This window comes from Bacteroides salyersiae (assembly GCF_031172035.1).
Lineage (GTDB): Bacteria > Bacteroidota > Bacteroidia > Bacteroidales > Bacteroidaceae > Bacteroides > Bacteroides salyersiae.
Map to the genome: position 1 here is coordinate 4709704 of NZ_CP133452.1, position 25491 is coordinate 4735194.

A 25491-nucleotide genomic window follows, 5' to 3' on the forward strand; every position below is an offset into this window, starting at 1 on the left:
ATCATTACATATATAGATATCAAAATAACTTCCCATCTTGTTCGGGATATAATGCCTTGTAATATTTGATACGTTCTCCCCAGGGACGGAACTCAAAAGGAAATACATGCTGTTGCTCCGCCCAGCGATTCCACTTCTTCTCCAGACTTTTCACCTTCTCAGGATATTGTGCAGACAGATCTTTCTCCTCAAAAGGGTCTTCTGAAAGGTTTATCAACTCCCAAGAGGATTTTCCATTGGCACGTACCAACTTCCATCCGTCCGAAATAACGGCACAAGACGTCTGATGCTCGAAAAACAAATCACGTGAACACAATTTTTTATTCTGTATGGCAGGTAAAAGACTGGTTCCCGACAATTTCACTTTCTCTCCCTGAAAAGAAGAAGGGTATCGGACCGATGCCATATCCAGACAGGTAGGAAACAGATCGATAATATGACCGGGTTCCCGGCAAATCGTGCCTTTCTCTTTAATTCCTCTTTTAACAGAATCACCACACTTTATGATCAGAGGTGAACTTGTCCCACCCTGAAAACACCACTGCTTATAGCTACGGTAAGGAGTATTACTCAAATCCGCCATCAACTGTCCCAGATATCCCCCTTCGCTGGTTGCCCCGTTATCGCTCATAAACAGAAAAACGGTATTCTCATAAATGCCCTTCTCCTTGACTGCTTCGATAAGTCGTCCTATACCATCGTCCATGATCTCGATCATGGCGGCATAAGTAGCCATGTCGTTTATCCATTGTTCTTGCTGCCGGGGAGTAAGATCCGTCCACGACGGGCGTTGATCATTGAACTCCCGCTGATAAACCGGCAGTTCCATCGATTTTTTTACCAGCCCACAGGCTTTCTGGCGTTCGAAACGTTGACGACGCAGTATATCATATCCCGCCTTATAACGTTCACGGCAAGCATCCACCCTCTGTTTCGGAGCGTGTAAAGGCAGATGCGGTGCATAATGCGCCACATACAGAAACATAGGAACATCAGCAGGATGTTCCCTCACAAAACTCACGGCGGAATCGGATATGGCCGTGGTATAGTAATAATCATCAGGGAACTCAGTAATCCTTGTCAGACCGGAATATACCGGTTTAGGAACATAATAACTTCCACCGCCACTAAGGCAGCCGTAGTATTTTTGAAATCCGCGTTGCACGGGATAACTTCCGTTGGGTTCATCAAAAGCGCCGTCTACGGTCACATGCCACTTACCGCTCATATATGTAGCATAACCATTGTCGCGAAGCACTTCGGCGATAGTAGGGATATTGGCCGCTATCTGTCCCCGATACCCGGGACGATGTTCATCGACAGCCGTCATCCACCCCATACCGGCTTCGTGCTGGTAATGGCCGGTAAGCAAGGCCGCCCGGCTGGGACAACTACGTCCCGTATTCTTAAACTGGCTGAAACGTATCCCTTCTTCTGCCAAAAAATCAATATTCGGAGTACGCACTTCACCCCCATAACATCCCAAATCGGAAAATCCCATGTCATCACACAATATCAGAATAATGTTCGGATGGTTCTCTTTAGAAGCATTGCCGGCAACGGCACTGTTCCCTATGGAAGATAATATTAGGGAACTTATCAACAGTCTATTCATTCGTTTGGATTTAAAAGTTACTCACGGACAAATATACCGCTAATCAGTGAATGGCAATGTTCACTTTTGATTATTTATTGTCTAATATTATCTAAACTGCAACAAAAAAGAAAGAAACCAAATAAGTTCTTCTGAATTATTCTTAACTTTGCCACGTATCTGAAAAACGGATACATCGTTTTCGTAGAACGATGGAGAAATCTTATTATTATCTGCCATCAAAATCTGGTAAATTTTAGCATATGCAGATAATAAGTGAGACTCTCCACGTCCAAGAAGTGTATGACTTTGTTATATACCATCTTGGCGTGGGGCTATTACTTATTATTTATATGCGGGCTTACCAGAGCCATGATGGGATAATATAGTATATAGCTCCCACGCCTTTTCATCATGCATGGGAGCATAAATAAATTAAAAGCACACAAATAATTATGAATGAATTAACTTGTCCCTGTTTCATGAAAACAGATCTTGAACTCGCGGTTGACAAATTATCCTTTCTTGAAGAAAACTATTCCTGCATGAATTCTCCCGAATATCTTAAGACTCTTCCCAAACATGAACTGTTATGTTGCTTGTGCCTGATCGATGTAGTTATACTTTCTATCAAGCAGAAACGTTATACATGTACAATCACAGAGCTGATTCGGTTATATGAATGCAGAGAAAATATTATTTTGGTAATTTTCGTAAAATATAAATTCCATCCACGCCTGTAATATCTTCAGATAAACAGACATATCACGGGAAGTGAACAGAATACCTCTTATAGATTTACTTCTAAAAGAAGCTATCTGTTTCGCGGAAATAGAAGGTTAAGGGATACAAGGTACGGATACAAGGCTCTTAACAATAGCAGGCAAACTATCCAAAACCATCACAGGATTATCCGTAGAAACAAGATTCACACCCAACGTTACCATCTCCCGCAAATCTTCAGGTGTATTGATGCCCTGTACATTCACAGTCATCCCCAATTCCTGCGCTTCCCTGATCCATTGAGGGTGGTCACGATATTCTTTCCGATGATAATGAATTCCCCGTATCCCCATTTCATAGACCTCAGCCGGTGCCATTCCCCCTTTGAGACAGGCCACTACCGCCTCCGGATCAATCCGAACGAGCTCTTTGCATATATCCAAATTAAACGTGATATACTGCACCTTATTCTCCACTTTATAATACCTCACCGTATCCAGCACAGCCTTTACCACAGTCATATTTCTCTCGAAACTATCATGCTTCTTAATCTCGATAAAAAGTTTGGTTGGAGATTCCGACTGCTTAAGTTGCACAAGAAAATCCTTCAATTGAGGTAACTTTTCACCATTAGACAGTTTCATATCTTTCAATAAATCATAATCGGTATCTTGAAAGGAAAGACCATTCATTTTTTTATCATGCCCTACCACCAAATAACCGTCTTTAGTGAGCCATACATCCATCTCCGAGCCATAAAGCCCCATTTTTTGGGCATTCTTCAAAGCGGTAACCGAATTCTGTGCCGCTCCTTCCGTATTCCAATACCCCCGATGGGCAACAATGCCCGGCTCCCGGTTTCCTCCGTTCTGAGAACGGAGAGAAACACTTGGGCAAGCCAAAAAATAAACTAATACACAAATCGAAAAAACACGCATATGTTTTAATGATAATAATTACATAATATTATATTTATACCTTTGAAAGTACGCTACTTCAAGGTGACCATCACATTAACGGTAGAAACCACTTCCATCTCATTCGCTCCATCAACTGATGAAACAAGCTTGTAGGAAACCGCTTTATCAAAATCGACAGCAGAAGAACCCGAAATCTGCTCCACATCATTTATATAAACCTTATCTGATGGAGAAAGCGTTTCAAAAACCGGAACTAACGCACCTGTATCCGTACCTTCGGGAAGAGTCACATATAAATCGAACGTAGTATAATCAAAAGCACTTCTATCCAATATACCTGCCACACCGGCTACCCTGAAAGATTTAAATTCGGGATAATAGCAAGTATACAGTTTATAATGACGTTCCGTCCCTGAATAAGCCTCCACCAAGATATCCATCGGAGAGGATAAATCGTACTTGGTATTTGAGGAATATAACCGATCGTTTATAAATACCTTGGTAGAATCGGAAGCGATTGAGAAATTCAATTTCTGAGACATGCTGATAGATAAATCCTTATTGTTATATCTCATTTTATAGGGCAACATCAACAACCACTCATCATTCTCCTTCTCTTCGGCATATATCTCGTCATAATAAATTTTAGACGAAAGTTTATCGATATCCGTCACATTATCTACCACGTTGACTATAACAGAAGCCGTGTCTACCCTCATGTCTTTACCCAAGTCCAGATAAGTGGATGCCACACACACCACCCGGTAAGTACCTGGTACGGAATATGAGTAAGTGAATACTCCCTTATTGACTACCATACCGGTATTGTTCTGACTCCGTAATTCATAATTATGCGACTCATCGCCTGTGAAAATAGCTACCTGATCGGCAATACCTGTGAACTTAACCACCATTGACTCATTGAGTTGAAGCGTAGTCTTATCTACCGTCATTCTTGCATAAGGAGTAGCAGACGACTCGTCTTCACAAGCTATAAACAGCAAAGTCATACATGCCCCCGACAATATTCTATATAGAACTTTCATATTCATCTTGATTACTTTTTATGATATTAATAACCCGGATTTTGCATAACCGCTCCTTGAGAAAGGTCAATCTCGGCTTGAGGGATCGGGAACAGTTCATTCACCCCTTTCCGAAAATAAACTCCCCGCTTGTTGGTATTCGCCAATCCAAAAGCCTTTATTACTTCCGCAGCACGTTTTTGGCGGACAAGATCAAAGAACCGGTCCCATTCGAAACATAACTCTTTGCGACGCTCCGACCAGATCTGATCGCGCATGTAACCATATCCACCGGCCAAATAAAGATTTCCGTTTCCGTCGATGATATTTGCCTGCCGTTTATTAGTATTTAACTGTTCGAGCGCACGGGCTCCTTCACCACATTCATTAAGAGCCTCGGCATAAATCAACACTACTTCGGGATAACGGATTATCCGCCTGTTTTTACCATTGTCGCCCGTATATAAAGGTCTTTCCTTAATGGGTGTATACCATTTCAAAGTCAATTTCTGTTGCGGACCACAGTCGAGCATCTCCAAATCGGGAGCACTTTCCTTTTGGCCTACCATACTCCTGCGACGCGGATCGGTTCCGAACATGGATTCCAAAATAGCTTCCGTAGCCCACATTAACGGAGAATTACAATAAAGCGTCTGATAGATAGCATCACCTTCATTGTCATTTCCAGTAGAACCATCTCCCGATTCCTTGAAAACAATTTCAAAAATAGAACCTTTGCAAAATTCTCCGGACTGGAAAAACTGTTCGTAATACCTCAGTACATTTCCATAGAAATCCTTATATTCAAGAGAATATGCTCCTTTCAGCATCGGAAGTGTAGTCTCCGGCAGTTCATAGGGATCGGCAGAATGATTCAGCGCTTTAGGTTTGAACCAAAGACGTTCGCGAAGCTCTTCCCAATCTTCTTCGGAAGCATCATAATGCAATATGTCACCAAAGGTCATTGTAGTTCCATCTACAAAATACTCACCCAGCCGAACGACTTCTTCCCATTTTCCGGAAGGTATGCCGGGAGTGGCCTGATACATGAGTACCTTCATAAGCAATGCCACTGCCGCACTCTCACTGGCCCTGCCCGCATCGTCGTCAATAAACTTCGCAGGAAGCATGATAGCCGCTTCACGCAAATCTTTTTCTATGTAAGCGTACACCTCCTCTGCCGAAGACCGGGGAACAACCAAGTTGTCAACCATTTCTATCTCCGGACGAATAGGTACTCCCCCATAAGTTTTCACCAGATTAAAATAGAACAAAGCCCGCAAAAACTTTGCTTGTCCCAATATATAACGGATATCACGATAAGATGAATATTCTTCATCCGCCAATCTCACCCTGTGGGCATTAGCAATCACCTGATTGGCACGATATATACCTTTATAATTAATGGTATACCTCTTCTGAATCCATTCATTGGACGTATTAAAGCGGAAATTGACCAATTGCCCCATTTGGGTAGTCAAATCTTCATCGGTTCCTTTCACATCATCTCCACATGCCTCACCAAAACGCCAGTCACACTGGTTATAAACCTCCATTTGTAATACATCGTACGTGGCATTCAATGCTGATTCCAGTTTATATTGAGTATCATAAAAATTCTCATCCGTTGAATAGCCGAGCACATCTTTATTCAAGAAGTCTTCACACCCAGTCAAGAAGCAAACAGCTAGGCTAAATATCGTAATTTTAAATACTGTCTTATTCATATTCCCAACTTTTATAAAGTAATATTTAGTCCAAAAGTAAATGAACGTGCCTGTGGATAGTTTCCATGATCAACGCCCATGCTAAGATTATTGCTCTCGGTTCCGGAGACCTTGCCCACTTCCGGATCAAATCCATTATAGCCCGTCAATGTCAATAGGTTATACGCTCCGACAAACATCGACAGATTCGTCAGATGCCAACGGGAAGTCAGCTTGTTGCTGAAATTGTAAGTAAGCCGTACTTCCTTCAAACGTATATACGAGCCGTCCTTCACCATGAAATCGGAAGCCCGAAAGTTACGGGCTTTATCCGAGCCTCGTAAATCAGGAACAGAAGCATCCAGATTTTGCGTAAAGAACCGGCGGCTATCGATCGCATACTCTTCTCCTCCCGACCAATGCTTATCACGAATGTCGGCATATACATTTCCCTGAGCCGCATTATTAAGGTAGTAATCCATCACATTAAAAATCTTATTACCAGTCTGTCCCTGGAAGAATAACTTCAAGTCGAAATTGGCATAACTGAATGACATCGGGATACCAAAGACAAAATCAGGCAGAGGTGAACCCAAATAGGTACGATCTTCGGCAGTGATCTTTCCGTCATTATTCAAATCTTTAAATCTGAAATCGCCCTGCCGGGTAGATAAATCGAATTCATTTTTACCGGCATCATACTGGGCACTGGCTTTCACCTCGTCCAGAGAGTTGAAAATCCCGTCTGTCACATACCCGAAGAAACTTCCAATAGGCTTACCTACCGCAGTTTTCGTCACATAATCAAGAATACTCGATTCGCTAAGATAACCTCCGTAAACCGGTTCGTCACCCAATCCCAAACTTACAACTTTATTCTTGATATAAGACACGTTGAAACCAATTTCATATCTAAACTTTTTAATCTTGTTACGGAAATTGACAGACAGCTCCACACCACTGTTACGAACCGAACCGGCATTGGTCATCGGGGCATCATCATCCACATTATCGAAGTCATCGAATCCGGTAGAAAGCGGAACGGGCACACGTAAAAGCATATCAGTCGTCAACTTGGTAAACCATTCCAAGCCTAAAGTCAAACGGTTGTTGAACAAACCGAGATCCAATCCCACGTTAAATGTCTCGGTCTTCTCCCAATGAATGTCCGGATTGCCTATCAAAATGGAAGTGGTGCCCGGATAAACCCGGTGATTGCCTATACCAAACGAATAATTCTTTTCGGTATTCAAAAGAGTATAACGGGAAAGTTCGTTGATACGATTGTTGCCTAACTGTCCCCATCCAAATCGTAACTTACCAAGCGAAAGCCAGTCTTGATTTTGCATAAACGGTTCGGAAGTAAATTTCCATCCCACGGATACGGAAGGGAAATATCCCCAACGTTCGTTTTTGGAAAAGATAGAAGAGGCATCGGCACGAAAATTAGCCTGAAAAAGATAACGGTCGAGGAAATTATAACTTAAACGACCTACAAATCCCAATGCAGTCCATTCATTATCCAGTCCGGCCGCATCATCACCGGTATATCCGCTCGACAAAAACCAAAGATCGGAAGAATTGCTCGCAGTCCCTTTACGGGTACCTTCCATCCAACTGTTTTTATAACCTTCGGCTGTCTGCCCCAATAGTACAGAAATATCGTGTTTTTTGTCCTTCCAGGCAAAAGTGAACAGGTTATTGATCTCCCACTTGTTGGTTTGGTTACGCCGGTTGTAAATCCGGGTCAGATCGTTGGGCATCGCAAAGTCTTCATCCAGTTTATTAACCTCATAGAAACGTGACCGCTTCCCGATAACAAGGTAATCGGAAAATTTAAATTGATAAGTCAGCAACTTTCCTAATTTGGCAGTGAGGTTCAAATTCAAATCAATACGATGATTTTCTCTTTTATTGTGATTCCGGTCTATCACGGCAATGGGATGATTGGAATTATAATTTCCCCTGTAATTGTAAAGATATTCCAAAGGGCTCTGATACAAAGCCTTTTTCAAAACACTCTCACTTCCTTCGGGTACAATATTTCTATTTTCATTTGTATAGAACATGTTTGTAGTCATATTCAGCCAGCTATTCAACTGGTTATCCAGATTCATGCGCAAATTAAACCGTTCGTAACCGGAAGTTTTTACAATACCTTTTTCATTATAATAACTTCCACTGACCATGTACTTATGCCGATCCGTACCACCAGATACAGATAAATTATATTGTTGTTTCAATCCTGTTTGTGTTATCGCATCCCACCAATTATCCGGAGAGTTTCGTCTGATAGTATCTACTTTAGTATATTTGAGATTATCATAATAATAACCTCCGTCTTTGTCTTTAGAATAATACAATCTACCGTCTACCGAATAAATACTGTTTCCCGAAACGTAATCCCTCATCAATGCATACTCTTCTGCGTCAAGAACATCGATTTTCTTCCAAGGATTCGAAAAGCCCACAATCATATCGAAACTAATTTTCGTCTTCCCCGAAGCACCGCCCTTGGTTGTAATCACCACTACTCCATTGGCCGCACGCGCACCATATACGGCGCTCGAAGCCGCATCTTTCAGTATTTCGATATTGGCAATATCATTCGCATTCAGATGATCGATACCATCGACTATAAAGCCGTCGACCACATACAAAGGGTCCGCATCATTAACGGTTCCCGTACCCCGAATCTTAATAGTAGAACTGCTACCAGGAGCACCGGTATTCTGTATAATATTGACACCGGCAGCTTTTCCTTGCAATGCCTGCAAAGGTGAAGAAACCGGAATATTGGTTAGCTCTTCTCCCGACACGGAAGATATGGAACCCGTAATATCACTCTTTTTCTGAACACCATAACCAATGACCACCAGTTCGTCCAACTGGATATTCTCTTCATCCAGTAATATTGTCAATGGTTTATTATCACGTATGATAACCTCACTGGACCTATATCCCATATAAGTGATTTTAAGGATAGTACCGACAGGCACTCGCATAGAGAACTTTCCATCTATATCTGTTATCACACCGTTTTTGGTTCCCTTTTCCACTACGGTAACACCAATGAGCGGTTCTCTGTTCTTACCATCCAGCACCTCCCCCGAAATCGGTAGAACCGACTGCGCATAAGAGGATACTATGTGGACGATAGCCATGATAAACACTGCCATCCTGGGTAATATATCTTTATTCATCTGCTAATAATTAAATGAAGCGGTTATATAATGGTTATAAAAAATATTTCATCCGTGGATTATGCGGAATAGATGACCTCACCCGCAGATGAAATATGAAATAACAGAAAACACACTGAAAATCTGTGTTTTCATACTGGCATCAGATCATTTTTTAATAATCAGATTGGAAGACGAAACGCCTTTTGTGCTTTGTACATTTATCAGATACATGCCTTCGGCCAGTGAAGACACATCGACAGCGTTCTCGGACGGTTTATCCACAACCTTAACCAGTCTGCCGACAGAATCATAAATTTCGACCTTTTTAACGGTTCCTGTTGTTTTCACAAAGAATTTATCACTTGCCGGATTCGGATAGATCTGAGCTTTGTTTCCTCCGTTCACAGGAATATTTTCAATGGAAGTCCCTATCTCCGCACGTGTACGATATTCGATATCCAAATTATCGGCATCTTTTATAGGATCATAATCCGGTTTACGATAGTGATAACAATAAATACCTTCACCCTCATTAATGGCAAAAATAACATCACCGCCCAAATTTCTCATAGAATGTACCTTGTCGCCTTCGCCCGGCTTGATATTCGTTACACGAACAGGAAAATCGGATTTACTGTCTACCCGGAATAATTTTTCCTGCCACTCCTTGTTCTGCACACTCGAATCCCAGTAATACATACTTCCGGAAGCCACAATCGGCTCTTTCACCCAAGCATTAAGTTTGCCTGTACCTAAATCAGAGTGCAAATAAACATCCTCCCCATCTGTATAATGCAACTCTCCACCAAATCCCAACGGCATACCGGTACCTCCAGAATTGGCCGAAAACATATAAACACCATCAAATTCCACTCCCGCATCCGGAGAACTGTTTTTGGGTTTTCCATCTGTTCCAGGAACATTTTCATTGACATCGAATGCACCATAATTACCCGGTTCCAAATTGGTAAATGCAAGCTCGGAACCATACTCCTCATGCCAACCACGGAAATATATTTTTCCATTATAAGGAATAGGACTGGCATCGCTCACCCAACCACTCTGAGGACTGTTATTCTCATCCTTCCCCGGCCGGGTATCATAAATAAGATAAGTTCCCTCTTCCGTACCGTCACTGGCAAAAGGTTCACCGCCGTATTCGTAAGACCAAGCCTGAAAAAAAAGCTTTTCATTGTAGAAGTTAACCATATCATCTATGGCTGCACTCATAGTAGCGCCTGCAACTTCCGGATTAGGCTCTACATTCATATCTTTCACTAAATGTGTTCCGGCTTCCGTCCCATCAGTTACCCAAAGCTCCTCACCATACTTTCCATCTTTATCATCGGCCTTAAAAAACACTTTGCGACCCACCCGGCAATACGGACTGTAAGGAGAACCATTATCTGTCCCGGGATACCCCATCTTACATTCATAAATCAATTTGGTTCCTTCTTCGGTTCCGTCACTGACCCAAAGCCAATGTTGACCACCATTATACTCCTCGCTGTCAAAATTCTTAGCAGCAAACACAAACTGAGTTTCATTCAATTGCGTAAAACCTTTCGGATCGGAAGAAGCTAATTCATGAATATCCTTCACCATATAAGTACCCTGTTCCGTTCCGTCAGAAATCCAGAGTTCCGCTCCGTTAACACCATCGTCTGCCTGAAAAACGACTTTATCATTAAACCGCGTCAACCAAACGACATTAGAACTTGTCGGCCCGGGAATGATATCTTTCACAATCCTCGTCCCGTCCGGAGTTCCATTCGTCACCCATAATTCCTCTCCGTGCGCAGCATCCGTTGCCGCAAAAAAAGCAAGGTAACCTTTCTCCTTACTTCCGGCAACCGTTATATTCTTTTGTTGGATAAGTTTACGAGTATTGTTAACAAATGCAGTTACCCCTTCTGGTAAGAGACTTCGTAATTCACCTCCCGGATCACGAGTAAAATCACCTGATGTCTGAGGTTGTCTTCCTCCTTGAGCAAAAACACTTCCCATAGCAAATAATGAAAAGACAAATAAAAAGCACAACTTTTTCATATTCTATAAAATTAAATTAAAAAAAGACTGAATAACTCGTATTTTACGGGATAACCAAAACTTTGTATTAATGTAATCGTTGTGTTTCTACATTTTTAATTCGAGCAAGTGTGTTCTTTTCCTTTCATAGTACAAAGATACACGACCCCGATGACAAAAATAGATCAAAACCATTACATATATGATACAAAAAGAAAAAGAACTACCGGTTAAATACCTTGTAAAAATGTAGTAAAGAAAGACTCCATTAATACCAGATTTTGGTTATAACACCTGCTATATGAATTCTCTGTTTTCTTTCATATTTCCCGGGTGCATCAAGAATAGAAAGAATGCATCAAGCAGGTACAATAGGTTATTAAAACATCACAAATGTACGGTCAAGGCAACTAAACGAATGTTAGAAATTGACCAAATATTACAAGATTTTCGTGAAAATAGCCCTTCAAAGCCACGTAGTATCATTTAAATATTTTTTTCATTCGAATTACAACATCTATTCAAGAACAATATCAAACTGATCGTAAGACTCTGTCCGGTGGGCTAAATGCTTAGTCAATGCCGATATTCCGAACAACGGCGAATAGGTCCTGACCTTAATCGTTTTCCCATCAGGCATGAATTCCAGTATACGGAGCCATCCGTCACCACCATTTCCTTCCGGACCGCCTCCCAAAAACTGTACGTTGAACATCATCTGATGAATCGGTTTACCAGATGTATTATTGTCGATTCTGTATCCGACATTATCTTCGTATTTACTATTTCCATTACCGGTATGTCCACATATCAAAAGGCGGATATTGGAAGAAGGATAAAGTAGCTTTTCCCATATTTGAGTCCCTACGTTCATAGGAGAAAGCGCATACTTTTCTTTATCACGGATAGTACCGCCTTTCGGGGGAGTACCGGGATTAAGATATCCGTGGGTCATAAAGATGACTTTACTATCCTTATAAGTTTCGCTTGCTACGAGTTTTTTTGCCCAATCGAGCACCTCATCCCGTGGAGCAAACTCACTGGTGATAATCAAAATCTTTCCCCATGTCGGTTCATTGAATTCGAAAGCGGCATTCTCTAAAGAAGCAACACCGTTACGGTTTGGAATTGCACTGACACAAAGGTCTCTCCATGCCGTATTCCTTTCAAAAGGAAAATATTCGGGGAAATGCGTCATTCCGTTTTCAGAGCGTTTATAACCATATTCATGATTACCTGTCGATATGATGTAAGGAACCTTGTTATCGAGCCTGGCAAATGCCTTCGAACTGGCTTCCCACATTTCGCGACTGGTTTGATTAAGCATCTTCCGGTTACGCACAATATTCTCATTTTGCTCTACGACATCTCCCGTACATAACACTGCTTTAATCTTTAAATTTTCAATATGATCTACAATCCATGCCGTACACAATTCAAACAAAGGCTGATTAATATCGTACTTGACATATCCCTGCGGATCCCCCAAAAGAATCATCGAGAATGATTCCGGATCAATCAGATGTTGCTGGTCGGCTCTCTTTTGAGCGCCCAAGCCTATCCAAGCTCCTGAGACAACAGCTAAACATAAAAAGAACTTTCTCATAATTTACATTTCTCCTTTTTTTATACTTTATTCTAAATACACACATCTCAATATATCCTTACCGGGATTTTCCGGCAAACATTTTGTCTCTACTGCTAAACAAAGTCTTTCGGCAACACACCAAACTGTTTTTTAAAACAGCTCGAAAAATAAGAAGGGGTACTGAATCCCACCATATAAGCTATTTCCACAATTCCGTACTCTTTCTCCTGTAATAAAGCAGCCGCTTTCTTTAGCCGTGTAAGCCGTAGATATTCATTAGGCCCTATTCCCAACACTCCTTTCAGTTTTCTAAAGAAATTGGACCGCCCCATGTTCATCGCTCCCGCCATATCATCGACAGATAAATCAGGATTCTCCAAATGCCGAGCTACGTACTCCTCCAACTTGCTGATAAACTGTTTGTCGGCCTTCGACTGCGCTATGGTGTCAGCTTTAATAAAGGGAGATTCCATAAAGTGCCGGCACAGTTGTTCCCTGTTTTTCAGTAGATTGGCAACAGTAACACGTAAATATTCTACTGAAAAAGGTTTCTCGATATAAGCATCGGCACCATGCTCCAATCCTTCTATTTTCTGTTCCATAGCAGTTTTTGCCGTGAGCAACACAACGGGAATATGACTGTAATCCAAATTAGATTTCAGATGTTCACACAATTCCAGTCCATCCATTTCGGGCATCATAATATCCGTAATTACCAGACTTACCCGGGCATCGGAAAGAACCGAAAGTGCTTCCACTCCATTACCTGCCACCAGTACATGATACAAGCCGGCAAACTGGCGTTGGAGAAACGACAACATATCTTTATTGTCTTCTACAACCAGAATCGTCGTCAATTCCTCGTTTCCCATTTCCGAACTCCCCATTTCCGGCTGTTTCTCCGGTAAATCGTTAAGTTCTTCATTACTGTCCGGTACGAGGCATGGAGAACAGTGTACAATCGGAATAGAAAAAATAAAACGATTACAATCCAGCGAACGATCCATCACCAAGCTCCCACCATGCAATTCCGCCAATGAACGAGCCAGTGCCAGTCCGATACCCGTTCCCGATTCCACCTTATTCCCATCCCGATAACGCACAAAAGGTAGAAAAATATTATCTCTCATTTCCAATGGAATCACTTCACCGTCATTGTCCATTACAATCAAAAGACTACTTTCCTCATCATCGGCAGACAAGTACAAGTGTGCATAAGTCCCGGCGTACTTCAACGCATTAGAGAAAAGATTACTCAATACTTTAATAATCGCTTCCTTATCGACGCCCGCATAAATATCCGCTTCAGGCAACTCGATTTTCAAGTCGATCCCCCTTTTACGGGCAAGCGGAATGAAACGTTTGTACACCGAATGAATGACAGCTCCCATATTACATTCCGCAAGGTTAAGTTTAAACCCTTTATTCCCTGTTTTCCGAAAATCAAGTAATTGATTGGTTAAAGCCAATAATCTCTCGGCATTCTCATCCATAACCTCCAGTTCCGTTTTTATACTTTCCGGCAACGCTTTCTCTTTCAGTACACTTTCAAGAGGACTTTTAATAAGAGTAAGCGGAGTACGTATCTCATGAGCCACGTTGGTGAAGAATTCTATTTTCGAAATATACAGTTCCCTTTCTTTCTCCTGCTCGAATTTTTCCATATCACGCCGGTGTTTTTCGACTCCCCTTCTTCGGAAATAGAAAAACACAGAGCAAATTAATCCCAACAGAAGTAATATGTAGACAACATAAGCAGCCGTAGACAAATAAAAAGGAGGGAGAACCCGTATCTCAAGCGAACGGATTTCCGGATTCCACAATCCGTCACTATTAGCTCCCTTCACCATCAGTCTGTAAGTATCAAAAGGCAGATGCGAATACGTAATCGGTGCATTACCGGCGACACGCCATTCAGAATCATATCCTTCCAATTTATACATCAATGTATTCATCTCAGGTGCATGATATGCAAGCGCAGCCACACGAAAAGAGAATGAGTTCTGGTCCGGTTTCAAAACAATTTCATCGGATAAGGTAATGCTCTGCTTTAAAGGAGACCCCTCATCACCCACCGTCACCCTCTTGTTGAAAAGCATAAAGTCGGTTATAACAACGGGTGGCACATAGTCGTTGCTTATAAAAGTGGAAGGATCAAAAGAAATAAACCCGTTAATACTCCCGAAATACAGGTTACCGTTCTCATCCTTATAGCTGGACTGATAATTGAACTGGTTATCCAGCAACCCGTTGGCCCGTGTGTATACCTTGAAAGTCTCCTTCTTCGGATTAAAACAAAGCAACCCTTTATTGGTAGAAATCCAGAACAAGCCTTTATTATCTTCTTCAATCCTGTAAACGACATTACTCGGCAGTCCTTTTTCAGAATCATAGCAAGTAAAATCGGTAGTGGACGGATCAAAACGACAGAATCCTCCTCCCTGGGTAGTAAGCCAAACGCGGTTCTCGCTATCTACAAAGACAGTAAGTACTTTATTTGAAGGAAGACTGCGCGGCTTATTCTCATCGTGCACAAAATGTTCCCATTTCTTCGTCCGAATATTCTGTCTGTAAACGCCGTTAACATAAGTCGCAAGCCACAGGTTTCCCTGTTTATCCTCGGTAATGTAATAAACAAACACTCCCGACAGTTCCGGAACAGAAGAGAATGTATCCTTTTCCGAATCATAACTTATCAAACCGGAAGGCGTTCCCAGATATAATTGTCCGGAAGTTGTCCGGAAAACAGAAAAAATGTTTTTCGGGAGATGGGCATAATGCTTAACCTTCCGAGTTCTCAGATCAATTTTGTTTAAACCTTGCGAAAAGGTACCTACCCAAAGAGCATCATCATCAAGACAGAGCCCGTGAATATTCTGATAGATCAAAGGATCTTTAAAAGGTTCTACCGAACGTGTTACCGGATTAAAATGAAACAACCCCCTGTCTTCCGTACCTATCCACAAAGTCCCGCTTCGGTCTGCGCAAAATTCTCTGACGCGTTTCCCCATCCGGTCTGTTTCCGAGCGAGGATAGAACTTCTCAAAATAGGTATATTGCCGAGGATAATAGTTCACTCCGCCAAACCAGGTTCCCACCCACATTCCTCCTTCACGATCTTTACAAACCGCGTAGACCGCATTATCGGATATGGAATAGGAATCACCGTATATACTTTGCAAATGAGTTGTTTCACCTGTACGTGAATTATATACATAGATACCGGACTCCGTACCTATCCACAGGACATCATCGGAATAGAAAACCATCTCTCTTACAAAAAGACTCTCTCCGGCAGCAGCAGTGCCCGGGAGCAGGGAAGACAATGCCCCGGAGGTTAAATTCACCTCCATTAATCCATCGTCTGTCCCTACATAAAGGCAATTATAAGGACCGGGAAGTAACTTATTGATTCTTTTGCCTTTGAAGGGCGCTTTGATTTCTGGAGAGAAAACAGGTTTCAACGTATGAAGCCCGTCTCTGGAACTGTATAGATTACCATCGTGTATATCCAACCAACACACGTCATCCTGATCAAACACAATCTGACCAGCATTCCTTAACCGTTTCTTTCCGGATGCATCAGTCTGTAAATGTTCCAATGTACCTCTGTTTGTATCGTAACAAAAAATCCCTTGCCTTTCCGAAACAATCCAGACCCTTCCTTTACGATCGCCTTTTATAGTATGAACAGTCTGTTCAATCGTAGTATTCAAATTGCTCTGTATAACGAAGCGTTCCACTTTCTCTCCAGAAGGAGAGTAAATATAGACTCCGACATCCGTACCGATCCATATCTGCCCGAGGCAATCTTCGTACAATGATGTTATAAAATTATTTCCGAGCGTTCCCGACTCTTTCATAAATGTTTGGAAAGAGACTCCGTCATAACGATTTAGTCCATCCTTTGTACCAAACCACATGAACCCGAAACGGTCCTGAATAATAGCGGCGACAGTATTCTGCGACAATCCGTTATTAATGTCGAGCGAACGGAAAGCATAACGCCCCATACCCGTACCAGCAAACATAGAGGAACAATATAATATCAGAAAAAAGCAAAAGATAAATACACGACGTGTTTTCATACTATATTTCTTTTTTAATCTTTCATGAATTTTTCCGCCCGCCCGGGAGTAAGCAATTCCCAAAGTGAAGCGACTGTCCAGCCGGGAGCAAAAATATTATTATAATACCCCTTGCCGTTTTTACCATAATCCCAGTTTGTGTGCTGAACAACTTCGGGATAATACCCCACTTTAGCCACACCACACAAATGTCCTTCGTACGGAAGCAATTGCCGCATGGAAGTGGAGATAACATTAGAAAATGCGGAGAAACGCGGCTCATCATACTCTTTTGCAAGCCAATTGAGTACAGAACCGAACTCAAAAACGAAAACATCTATATGATTATTCTCAACCGATACATTTCCCCAACCGCGCGTTTTGAAACCAAGATCTCCCAGCATCTCACCATCAGCAAACGGAACATCCCACACATAATACCAGGAAAGTGCAAAATAAGCAGCTTCACGCGTAAGATCGGCATAATGTTTTCTCTCTTCCCCTTTCGTAATCAGTGCCAGATAATAAGTTGCTGTAGCTGCATAGAGAGAAGCCTCCTTATCTTCACAATTCGCATCGAGCGTAGACGAAAAATAATCGGCTTTAGATATCAACTCTTTCTCCAGATAATCAGCCGTATGCTTGGCACTCTCCAGATAGCGTTTATCCCTGAAGTACTTATAAGCCATGACGAGTGGAAGTGTTGCAGAAGGAGTACTTCCACCACTTTTATCGGTAATGGTAAAATCATCCTTAAACTTACGGGGGAAACTGCCATCAGCATTCTGAATCTTTAAAAACATATCGAGTATATTCCTTAATCTATACTCCCACTCGGGATGTTTCCTGCCGTTCGCCCTCTCGTAATCCAAATAATGCAGCATTGCATACACCGCTTCCGACTGACGGCGGATACTATTAGCCGGTCTGTCTTCTCCCTTCGGATCGTTGATAAAACTTACACGCTCCCGAAAGAACCCTCCCGGCGTAAAGCCATTTTCCAGATAACTACCGAATATTTTTCTACAATCTTCCACCAACTCCTGCCGGTCGTGTCCATACCCATATTCCCAAGCATTGAAAGCGTTAAGCAAAACACGTCCGACAAATCCTACTTCGGCCACAGGAGGGCTATCACACGTCAAGACATGCATTCTGGGACTTGCATAATAAGAGAGAACAGGACCATCGATAAAACTTTCAACGAAATAATTGCTCATTACCTCTTTCATCTTTTCAGAAGAATAGGATGTACTTACGGGCTGCGGTCGGTACATGTCGTAACTATACTCCCAAGTACGACGCACAAAACCGGAAAAATCATCCGAACTGCCATATGCGATTTCCCAAGTAAGCATCACTGTTTCTCCTTTTCCCAACTTTTGATACGCTTCGACCTCTGGTGCCAGAGTCAACTTACGGACATAACTTTTAGGGGCTTCACGATAGGGAAAACCAAAGGAAAGAGTAGCCTTTCCGTTATGATTGGCAAAACCTGTAAATCCGATGGAAGTCTTACCCGAGAGAATTACTTCCCCTTCACTGTGAGTAGTCAAAGCGTCATGACAGAATTCATCTTTGCGGATCACCGTCAGATACTGCCCGTCTTTTACATTGTAAATTCCCGTCAAAGGAGTACTGAGACGATCTTCACGAACTTCCCAGCTATCGGATGTATGAAAAGCAGGCGCCCCTTGTGGCGATCGGAGGTTTTGTCTGTACCAAAATCCTGGCATATAGAACTGACAGTCACCATGACGGAAAGAAGTGGAAAATTGCTGGCTGAAATTGAAATAAATATCATCCAAAGCAGTGAGTGTCACCTCCATCTCCCAACAATCACTTTGGTTTCTGACACGCTCCGTGATTACCAATGGTAACTCTTGAGATGCTTCCAAAGAAAAACATCCTTTCCCGGAAGCAGACTCCAGAAAAGTTAAAGGATATTGTCTGGAATTATTTCCCGGTGTTTTCAACGAGATACACGCAGATAACTGCCCGGGCAAATTTTCAACAGCTTCGGCAGTAGTAACAAACACCCCGACAATCATAGCACAAATTAAAGATTTTATATTCATAAAACATGATTTTAACAGCGGGAAGTTTCCGGAACTTTTATTTTCAAGGCATTTCTTCCCAGCAATATTAAACAAAAAATAAAAAAGGTAATGTTAACAAGGTATCTTTAATACCACACATTACGAAAAAAGAAAATCGGTTAACCTTCATCCATAATTATAGATGCAAAATACGGGAATGATACAATCTTGCAGTACCACAAATAGGTATTTTTATAAGAGAAATCAGCAAAACTTGCCTTTTCTTCAAATTACAGACACAAGATATTTGTTCACAATTCAGAGACACGATAAATAAAGGCGGATTTACACAGAGACCAGACCGTATATTTGCGATCTGGCTGCTGTGTAAATCCGCCTTTATTTAATAATTGAAAAAAAATCAATTTAAAATTCAAATCCTGATAATCCATCGTTCCCCCTTCCAAATTGAGCAATCCGGTGGTAGAATAACGGTAATTGAACAGATAAGATGCTTTATGTTTCTTGCTCAAAGGCCCTTCGGAAGCAAAATCAATTCCCATAATGCCCACTTGAAACACATTCTCGTTTTTCTGATTATTGCCGTTGCGCAACTTCATATCGAACACTCCGGATACGGCATTCCCATATTTGGAAGAGAAAGCACCGGTGAAGAAATCGGAGTTCTTCAATACCTGGCTGCTCAAAGATGAGAGTATTCCCCCGCCTAAAGAGGTAATGTCCGCAAAATAATTAGGGTTGGGAATCTCCACATCTTCAAGCCGCCACTGCAACAAATGGGGCGCATTACCATGAATAGAGATACCATTGGTAGAAACACCCGGTGCCACTCCGGCAAACGAAGCTACCAGACGGGCAGGATCATCGAAACCGCCGGCATAATGACTCGCCTCTTCCACACTCAGCATACGGGCACCAGCCAGGACCATCTTATTCATCTTATCCTTTCCATTATTTTCCGACAAAGATACGTCAGACGAAAGGACTGTCGTAATAAATGAGACGTAACGCAGAATTTCTGAGACAAAATGTATATACCCGGAAGAAATGCCTACCACATAAAGGGATACAGCATAAAAAAGAAAGTCAATACGATAGATTATTATTCGCCCAAACTCAATGGAAGCCTTACAATAAAACGAGTACCGCGTCCCATCTCCGAATCTACCGAAATTTTTCCGCGAAGATGTTCCACAATTGTCAGACAAATAGACAATCCCAAACCGGTACCCTGCTTGAAACTGTTCACCTTGTAGAAACGTTCGAAAATATGTTCCAAGTGTTCACGAGCAATTCCTTCTCCTGTATCTTCCACAAACAGTGCCACTTTTTCTTCTTTTTCAAGAAGAGTATAGCCTAATTTAATGTAACCTTCCTTAGTAAACTTGCGAGAGTTGTTCAGTAAATTGCCGAGAACCTGTTTCAATCGGGAGGCGTCTGTCACAATACATAAATCGTCATCCGGAAACACAGCAGTAATCTGCATCTTTTCAGAATAGAAATTCATATTCTGTTCGGTAAGAATTTCATTCATCAATGCCCGAAGAGAACATGGAGCAAATACAAACTCCATCGTATTCGACTCAATCCTTGATAAATCAAGAATATCGTTAATCAGCCGCAGCAAATGTTCACTGTTCGTATTGATCAGGTTTACAAATTCTTCACGTTCTTGATGCGACAATTCCTCGAAAGTAGAACTCAGTACATCAGAGAATCCCACAATCGCATTCAGAGGTGTACGGATCTCATGGCTCATGTTGGCTAAAAAAGCAGTCTTCAGCCGATCACTTTCTTCCGCCTTCATCCGGGCGCTGATCAAGGTATCCTCAATATCCTTATGTTCCTGTATACTCATACAGATACCGACCAAACGATAAGGCAAGCCGGACAGTTTTCCGATGTAAGTGGATTGCCCTTCAAACCACTCCCATCTTCCGTCTCCACGCAATATACGGAACGGGACAGGCTTTTCGTATATGGTATCACCACTGAACTGAACACTGAAAGCATCGAACAACTGTTTTTGGTCATCCGGATGAATCAATTTCAGATACCTGTCCATAGATAAAGTATAACCCGGTTCCGGTTCAATACCCAGATATTCGAAATAACGCGCATCAAGACTGAATATTTGGCGATCCAAATCAAAAAACCAAGGATAAATACGGGTACGGTTCAATGCCGTGTTCAGAATATATTCCTGCGTCAGTTCACTAGTTATATTCCGGAAATAAAAGATAATAACTTCTACTCCTTCGTCAAAAGGAAGTCTGCAAAAACGTCCTTTCACCGGAAATATCGTATTGGTAGACTTCTCACGGATACTGGTATTAGGAGGTAAAATTAATTCTTCTTTTCCCTGACGTATCACATCCAAAGCAGATGTAAGGATATTCTTATCCCGATAAATCAGTTCAAACAGTTCACCGGCATATAGATCTTTTTCATAAGAATCCGAGGAAATATTAATGTGAAGTCCCGTTTTTGCCTGCAAGTTAACTTGCAAAACTCTTTCATCAAATGTCAGAATAACAATGCCATCGGGCAGTATATTCAACAAACTATCGGCATAACTGATATTATCTACAGTATTCATCTCTGCTTTTTTATTTTGTTCGATTTGCAAAGAAAGATATTTTTATTGATTCCATACAAATCAAAAAGAGAAAAAATACCATGAGAATACATTATTTATTATTATAACCATTGAAAAAGAAACCATTACCCATAAAAACAAATGGTCTTCTGATTTGTATATAAAATAAAAAGTTATAACTTTACGGCGCAGGAAAACAGAAAACACTCAAAGCAATCAATATAATTGGAAAAACAAAGTACATTAAAACAATATGTATTGCCGTTTATACGGGTCAATACTATAATGATATGTGGATGGGTAATAATCGTTCTTCTATTCAAAATGAGCAAAATGGAAATGACAACTTGCTTATCAAAGCAATACGGCATTCTCATTCTGTTCGGAATCAGTGCATTTGTTTATTTCCTGTGGATTTATTGCCCTTATTTCAACAAATTATACCGGAACTCGGAAAGGAATGACAACATAGGCCTGCCGTTGGCTTCATTAGGAATGGCTCTCTGCATGTTCACATTTGCAAAAGAACAATACCTGTATGCATTCACGCTCTATATAGCTTCAACCACTGTTTTTATACTTTTACTATACTGGGATTTATACAAAATCAGACAAAGAAAACAGAAAAGAAAAAGAGAAAAGACGCGGAGAAAATCATAATAGAAACAATGACCGTTAATTAAAAAAAGAAGAGTACGAAGAACTTTTTCCTAACCAGAACTTTTCTCTCTTATTTCGCGTTTATATGAATGATAAAACATAAAACTATGAGCGTAAAAGAACAATACTGGAGATATTCACTTATTGCTATCATTATCGTACTTGGCATTGTCCTGTTCCAGCAAATCACCCCTTTCTTAGGCGGACTGCTGGGAGCACTGACCATCTATATCCTTGTCAGAAAACAGATGATACGCCTTACCACAAAACGAAAAATGAAACGGAGCACTGCCGCTCTGCTGATCACGACCGAAGCCGTCTTCTTCTTCCTGATACCTATTTCATTGGTAGTATGGATGTTGGTCGACAAACTGCAAAACCTCAATCTCGATCCGCAATCCATCATTGCTCCTATCGAAGAAATAGCCGGAATCATCAAAAGTAAAACAGGCTATGACGTATTGGGCAGTGATACGACCTCGTTTATCGTATCCGCCCTTCCCCGCATCGGGCAAGCCGTAATGGGAGGGATCAGCAGCTTTGTCGTCAATCTGTTCGTACTGGTCTTCGTTTTGTATTTCATGCTGATCGGCGGTATAAAGATGGAAGCATATGTCAATGCCATCCTGCCTTTTAATGCAACCAATACGGAACACGTGATACATGAGATCAATATGATTGTCCGCTCCAATGCCATAGGTATTCCTCTTTTAGCCGTCATACAAGGAGGAGTTGCCATGATCGGCTATTTCATATTCGGAGCCCCCAATGCATTATTGCTCGGTTTCCTCACCTGTTTCGCCACGGTTATCCCAATGGTGGGCACAGGCTTGATATGGTTCCCCGTCGCCGTCTATATGGCCCTGACCGGAGACTGGCCCAATGCCATCGGGCTGGCAGCCTACGGTGGTATTATCGTCTCGCAACTCGATAACCTGATACGCTTCATCCTACAAAAGAAGATGGCCGACACTCATCCGCTCATTACTATTTTCGGGGTAGTCATCGGCCTGTCGTTGTTCGGATTCATGGGAGTGATCTTCGGACCGTTACTGCTTTCCTTGTTCTTCCTGTTTGTCGATATGTTCAAAAGAGAATATCTCGACACACGAAAATAACCGCTTGGCAAAGCATGTATCCTACCGAAAATTTGCGTACTTTTGTATCCTAAAAACGACATTACATCAATGGAAGCATTTACATTCAGTACGGCAGAACTGATATTATTATCAGCGGCAGGAGTTTTTCTGATTATTCAATACATTTACTATCTGGGAATTTACAACCGGATACATATGCGGAATATCACCGACCGGAAAAACGAACTGCACTTCACAAAGGAACTTCCTCCCCTGTCGGTCGTGATCTGTGCACGTAACGAATCAGAAAATCTGCGCCGTTTCCTTCCGGCTATCCTGGAACAGGATTATCCGCAATTTGAAGTAATCGTCATCAATGACGGCTCTACGGATGAAAGCGAAGCCGTACTGTCCGCTTTTGAAGAAAAATACCAACACCTGTATCACAGTTTCACTCCGGACAGCGCCCGGTATATCAGCCGCAAAAAACTGGCACTGACATTGGGTATCAAGGCAAGCAAACATGACTGGCTGGTGTTCACCGAAGCCAACTGCCAGCCCGCAAGCAATCAATGGCTGCGCCTGATGGCCCGTAACTTTACTCCGCATACCCAAATTGTATTGGGATACAGTGGATATGAACGTGGTAAAGGATGGCTGCACAAACGAATATCGTTCAATACCTTGTTTACTTCACTGCGCTATTTAGGCTTTGCCCTTGCCGGAAAGCCTTACATGGGATTGGGACGAAACCTCGCTTACAGAAAAGAACTTTTTTTCAAACAAAAAGGATATTCCACGCACTTGAACCTGCAACGGGGAGAAGACGACCTGTTCATCAATCAGATAGCCAATACAGAAAATACCCGGGTGGAAACCAATGCCCGTGCCATCATGAGAATGCAACCCATAGAGAGATACAAGGACTGGAAAGAAGAAAGAGTAAGCTATATGGCTACGGCACGTTACTACAAAGGTGTCCAACGCTATCTGCTGGGCTTCGAGACATGTTCCCGCCTGCTGTTCTATATGGCTTGTATAGCCGGTATCGTATTCGGAATCATCCACTCGCACTGGCTGGTAGCCGGTATCGCTTTCTTTATCTGGCTGTTGCGTTATACCGTGCAAGCCATCGTCATCAATAAAACAGCAACCGATCAGGAAGAAAACCGCCATTATTACTTCTCCCTGCTCCTATTCGACCTGCTGCAGCCTTTACAAACCCTCCAATTCAAGCTTTACCGCCTATATCGCGGTAAAGGAGACTTCATGAGACGTTAGAGGTACTCAATGCAAGAAACTTTTATCAGATATTTTATGAAAAACAAAATTTTAATTATGACTGTCCTATTAATAGGACTATTGAGCTGCCAGAATCAAAAACCTGCCGAAAACGGTTCGTTTACGACAGCATCTTACAATCTTCGTTATGCCAATGCAGAAGATTCTGCCGCAGGCAATGGCTGGGGAAAACGTTATCCCGTGATGGCCAAACTGATACAATACCACAGTTTCGACATTTTCGGTACTCAAGAAGGATATATCCGGCAACTGGAAGACATGAAAGCCGCTTTACCGGGATATGAATATATCGGCGTAGGGCGTAATGACGGCAAAGAAGCAGGAGAACATTCGGCTATATTCTATCGTACGGATAAATTCGATCTTATTAAAAAAGGAGATTTCTGGCTTTCGGAAACACCCGATACGGCAAGTATCGGATGGGACGCGGTATTGCCCCGTATTTGTAGCTGGGGACACTTCAAATGCAAAGATACCGGATTCGAGTTCCTTTTCTTCAATCTGCATATGGATCACATCGGAAAAAAAGCGCGGGTGGAAAGTGCCTTCCTCGTACAGGAGAAGATGAAAGAACTCGGAGCCAATCTGCCGGCTATCCTCACAGGAGATTTCAATGTAGACCAGACACACAGTTCCTATAAAGCATTAGTAAGCAATGGAGTGTTGAAAGACTCTTATGAATCCGCAGATTTCCGCTATGCAACCAACGGAACTTTCAACAGCTTCGATCCGAACAACTTTACAGAAAGCCGCATCGACCATGTATTCGTATCGCCGTTATTTAAAGTAAAGAAATACGGGGTATTGACAGATACTTACAGAAGCACTAAAGCCACAGGTACGGAAAAAGCAAATGTCAAGGACTGCCCGGAAGAGATCTCCATTGAAAGTTATGAAGCACGTACACCGTCGGATCATTTCCCGGTCAAAGTAGAACTGGAATATTAACAATCAT

General features: G+C 41.9%; 14 protein-coding genes and 1 pseudogene. 4 read left to right on the forward strand and 11 right to left on the reverse strand.

From position 1 onward, the window contains the following. Positions 1–19 precede the first annotated feature (19 nt). The 11 genes and pseudogenes from RB604_RS18035 to RB604_RS18085 form a co-directional block, all read right to left on the reverse strand. A complete protein-coding gene (locus RB604_RS18035) occupies positions 20–1615 on the reverse strand; it encodes an arylsulfatase (RefSeq protein WP_055294133.1) in 1596 nt (531 codons plus the stop codon). A gap of 818 nt (positions 1616–2433) precedes the next feature. Beyond that, the gene (locus tag RB604_RS18040) at positions 2434–3219 is read right to left on the reverse strand and encodes a glycerophosphodiester phosphodiesterase family protein (RefSeq protein WP_224203258.1); all 786 of its coding nucleotides are present in this window, start codon (positions 3217–3219) and stop codon (positions 2434–2436) included. A gap of 89 nt (positions 3220–3308) precedes the next feature. After that, positions 3309–4289: a DUF5017 domain-containing protein gene (locus RB604_RS18045; RefSeq protein WP_005930575.1), complete on the reverse strand. Its 981-nt coding sequence runs from the start codon at positions 4287–4289 to the stop codon at positions 3309–3311. 20 nt (positions 4290–4309) lie between these two features. Beyond that, a complete protein-coding gene (locus RB604_RS18050) occupies positions 4310–5989 on the reverse strand; it encodes a RagB/SusD family nutrient uptake outer membrane protein (RefSeq protein ID WP_005930572.1) in 1680 nt (559 codons plus the stop codon). A gap of 11 nt (positions 5990–6000) precedes the next feature. Next, positions 6001–9171, reverse strand: coding sequence for a SusC/RagA family TonB-linked outer membrane protein (locus RB604_RS18055; RefSeq protein WP_224203260.1), 3171 nt, complete (start codon positions 9169–9171; stop codon positions 6001–6003). A gap of 147 nt (positions 9172–9318) precedes the next feature. Beyond that, entirely contained in the window at positions 9319–11202 is a 1884-nt protein-coding gene (locus RB604_RS18060) for an ELWxxDGT repeat protein (protein ID WP_005930566.1), read from the reverse strand. 496 nt (positions 11203–11698) lie between these two features. Further along, entirely contained in the window at positions 11699–12787 is a 1089-nt protein-coding gene (locus tag RB604_RS18065; protein WP_005930564.1) for a metallophosphoesterase, read from the reverse strand. Between the two features lie 95 nt (positions 12788–12882). Then, positions 12883–16857 (reverse strand): hybrid sensor histidine kinase/response regulator transcription factor, encoded by a 3975-nt coding sequence (locus tag RB604_RS18070; RefSeq protein WP_055294134.1) that lies wholly within the window; start codon positions 16855–16857, stop codon positions 12883–12885. A gap of 14 nt (positions 16858–16871) precedes the next feature. Next, positions 16872–18914: a hypothetical protein gene (locus RB604_RS18075; RefSeq protein ID WP_007481804.1), complete on the reverse strand. Its 2043-nt coding sequence runs from the start codon at positions 18912–18914 to the stop codon at positions 16872–16874. Positions 18915–19291: 377 nt separating this feature from the next. Beyond that, a pseudogene (locus RB604_RS18080) lies at positions 19292–19840 on the reverse strand (hypothetical protein); the annotation flags it as partial. Between the two features lie 158 nt (positions 19841–19998). Continuing rightward, entirely contained in the window at positions 19999–21495 is a 1497-nt protein-coding gene (locus RB604_RS18085; RefSeq protein ID WP_005930555.1) for a PAS domain-containing sensor histidine kinase, read from the reverse strand. Positions 21496–21834: 339 nt separating this feature from the next. On the opposite strand from RB604_RS18085, the gene RB604_RS18090 reads away from it, so the two are divergent. The 4 genes from RB604_RS18090 (at position 21835) to RB604_RS18105 (ending at position 25484) form a co-directional block, all read left to right on the forward strand. Beyond that, positions 21835–22155 (forward strand): hypothetical protein, encoded by a 321-nt coding sequence (locus RB604_RS18090; RefSeq protein ID WP_147398875.1) that lies wholly within the window; start codon positions 21835–21837, stop codon positions 22153–22155. A gap of 107 nt (positions 22156–22262) precedes the next feature. Continuing rightward, positions 22263–23273, forward strand: a complete 1011-nt coding sequence (locus tag RB604_RS18095; RefSeq protein ID WP_007481802.1) for an AI-2E family transporter — start codon at positions 22263–22265, stop codon at positions 23271–23273. 69 nt (positions 23274–23342) lie between these two features. Beyond that, positions 23343–24515 carry a glycosyltransferase gene (locus RB604_RS18100; protein WP_007481801.1) on the forward strand — a complete coding sequence of 391 codons (1173 nt, stop codon included), beginning with the start codon at positions 23343–23345 and terminating at the stop codon, positions 24513–24515. A 36-nt stretch (positions 24516–24551) separates the two neighbouring features. Beyond that, positions 24552–25484 (forward strand): endonuclease/exonuclease/phosphatase family protein, encoded by a 933-nt coding sequence (locus RB604_RS18105; protein ID WP_085930820.1) that lies wholly within the window; start codon positions 24552–24554, stop codon positions 25482–25484. Positions 25485–25491 lie beyond the last annotated feature (7 nt).

Bases quoted from the DNA above. Each gene is read 5' to 3' on its own strand.
- RB604_RS18070 (WP_055294134.1), bottom strand. From the start codon at position 16,857: ATGAAAACACGTCGTGTATTTATCTTTTGCTTTTTTCTGATATTATAT.
- RB604_RS18060 (WP_005930566.1), bottom strand. From the start codon at position 11,202: ATGAAAAAGTTGTGCTTTTTATTTGTCTTTTCATTATTTGCTATGGGA.
- RB604_RS18085 (WP_005930555.1), bottom strand. From the start codon at position 21,495: ATGAATACTGTAGATAATATCAGTTATGCCGATAGTTTGTTGAATATA.
- RB604_RS18090 (WP_147398875.1), top strand. From the start codon at position 21,835: ATGACAACTTGCTTATCAAAGCAATACGGCATTCTCATTCTGTTCGGA.
- RB604_RS18095 (WP_007481802.1), top strand. From the start codon at position 22,263: ATGAGCGTAAAAGAACAATACTGGAGATATTCACTTATTGCTATCATT.
- RB604_RS18065 (WP_005930564.1), bottom strand. From the start codon at position 12,787: ATGAGAAAGTTCTTTTTATGTTTAGCTGTTGTCTCAGGAGCTTGGATA.
- RB604_RS18100 (WP_007481801.1), top strand. From the start codon at position 23,343: ATGGAAGCATTTACATTCAGTACGGCAGAACTGATATTATTATCAGCG.
- RB604_RS18055 (WP_224203260.1), bottom strand. From the start codon at position 9,171: ATGAATAAAGATATATTACCCAGGATGGCAGTGTTTATCATGGCTATC.
- RB604_RS18035 (WP_055294133.1), bottom strand. From the start codon at position 1,615: ATGAATAGACTGTTGATAAGTTCCCTAATATTATCTTCCATAGGGAAC.
- RB604_RS18045 (WP_005930575.1), bottom strand. From the start codon at position 4,289: ATGAATATGAAAGTTCTATATAGAATATTGTCGGGGGCATGTATGACT.
- RB604_RS18050 (WP_005930572.1), bottom strand. From the start codon at position 5,989: ATGAATAAGACAGTATTTAAAATTACGATATTTAGCCTAGCTGTTTGC.
- RB604_RS18105 (WP_085930820.1), top strand. From the start codon at position 24,552: ATGAAAAACAAAATTTTAATTATGACTGTCCTATTAATAGGACTATTG.
- RB604_RS18075 (WP_007481804.1), bottom strand. From the start codon at position 18,914: ATGAATATAAAATCTTTAATTTGTGCTATGATTGTCGGGGTGTTTGTT.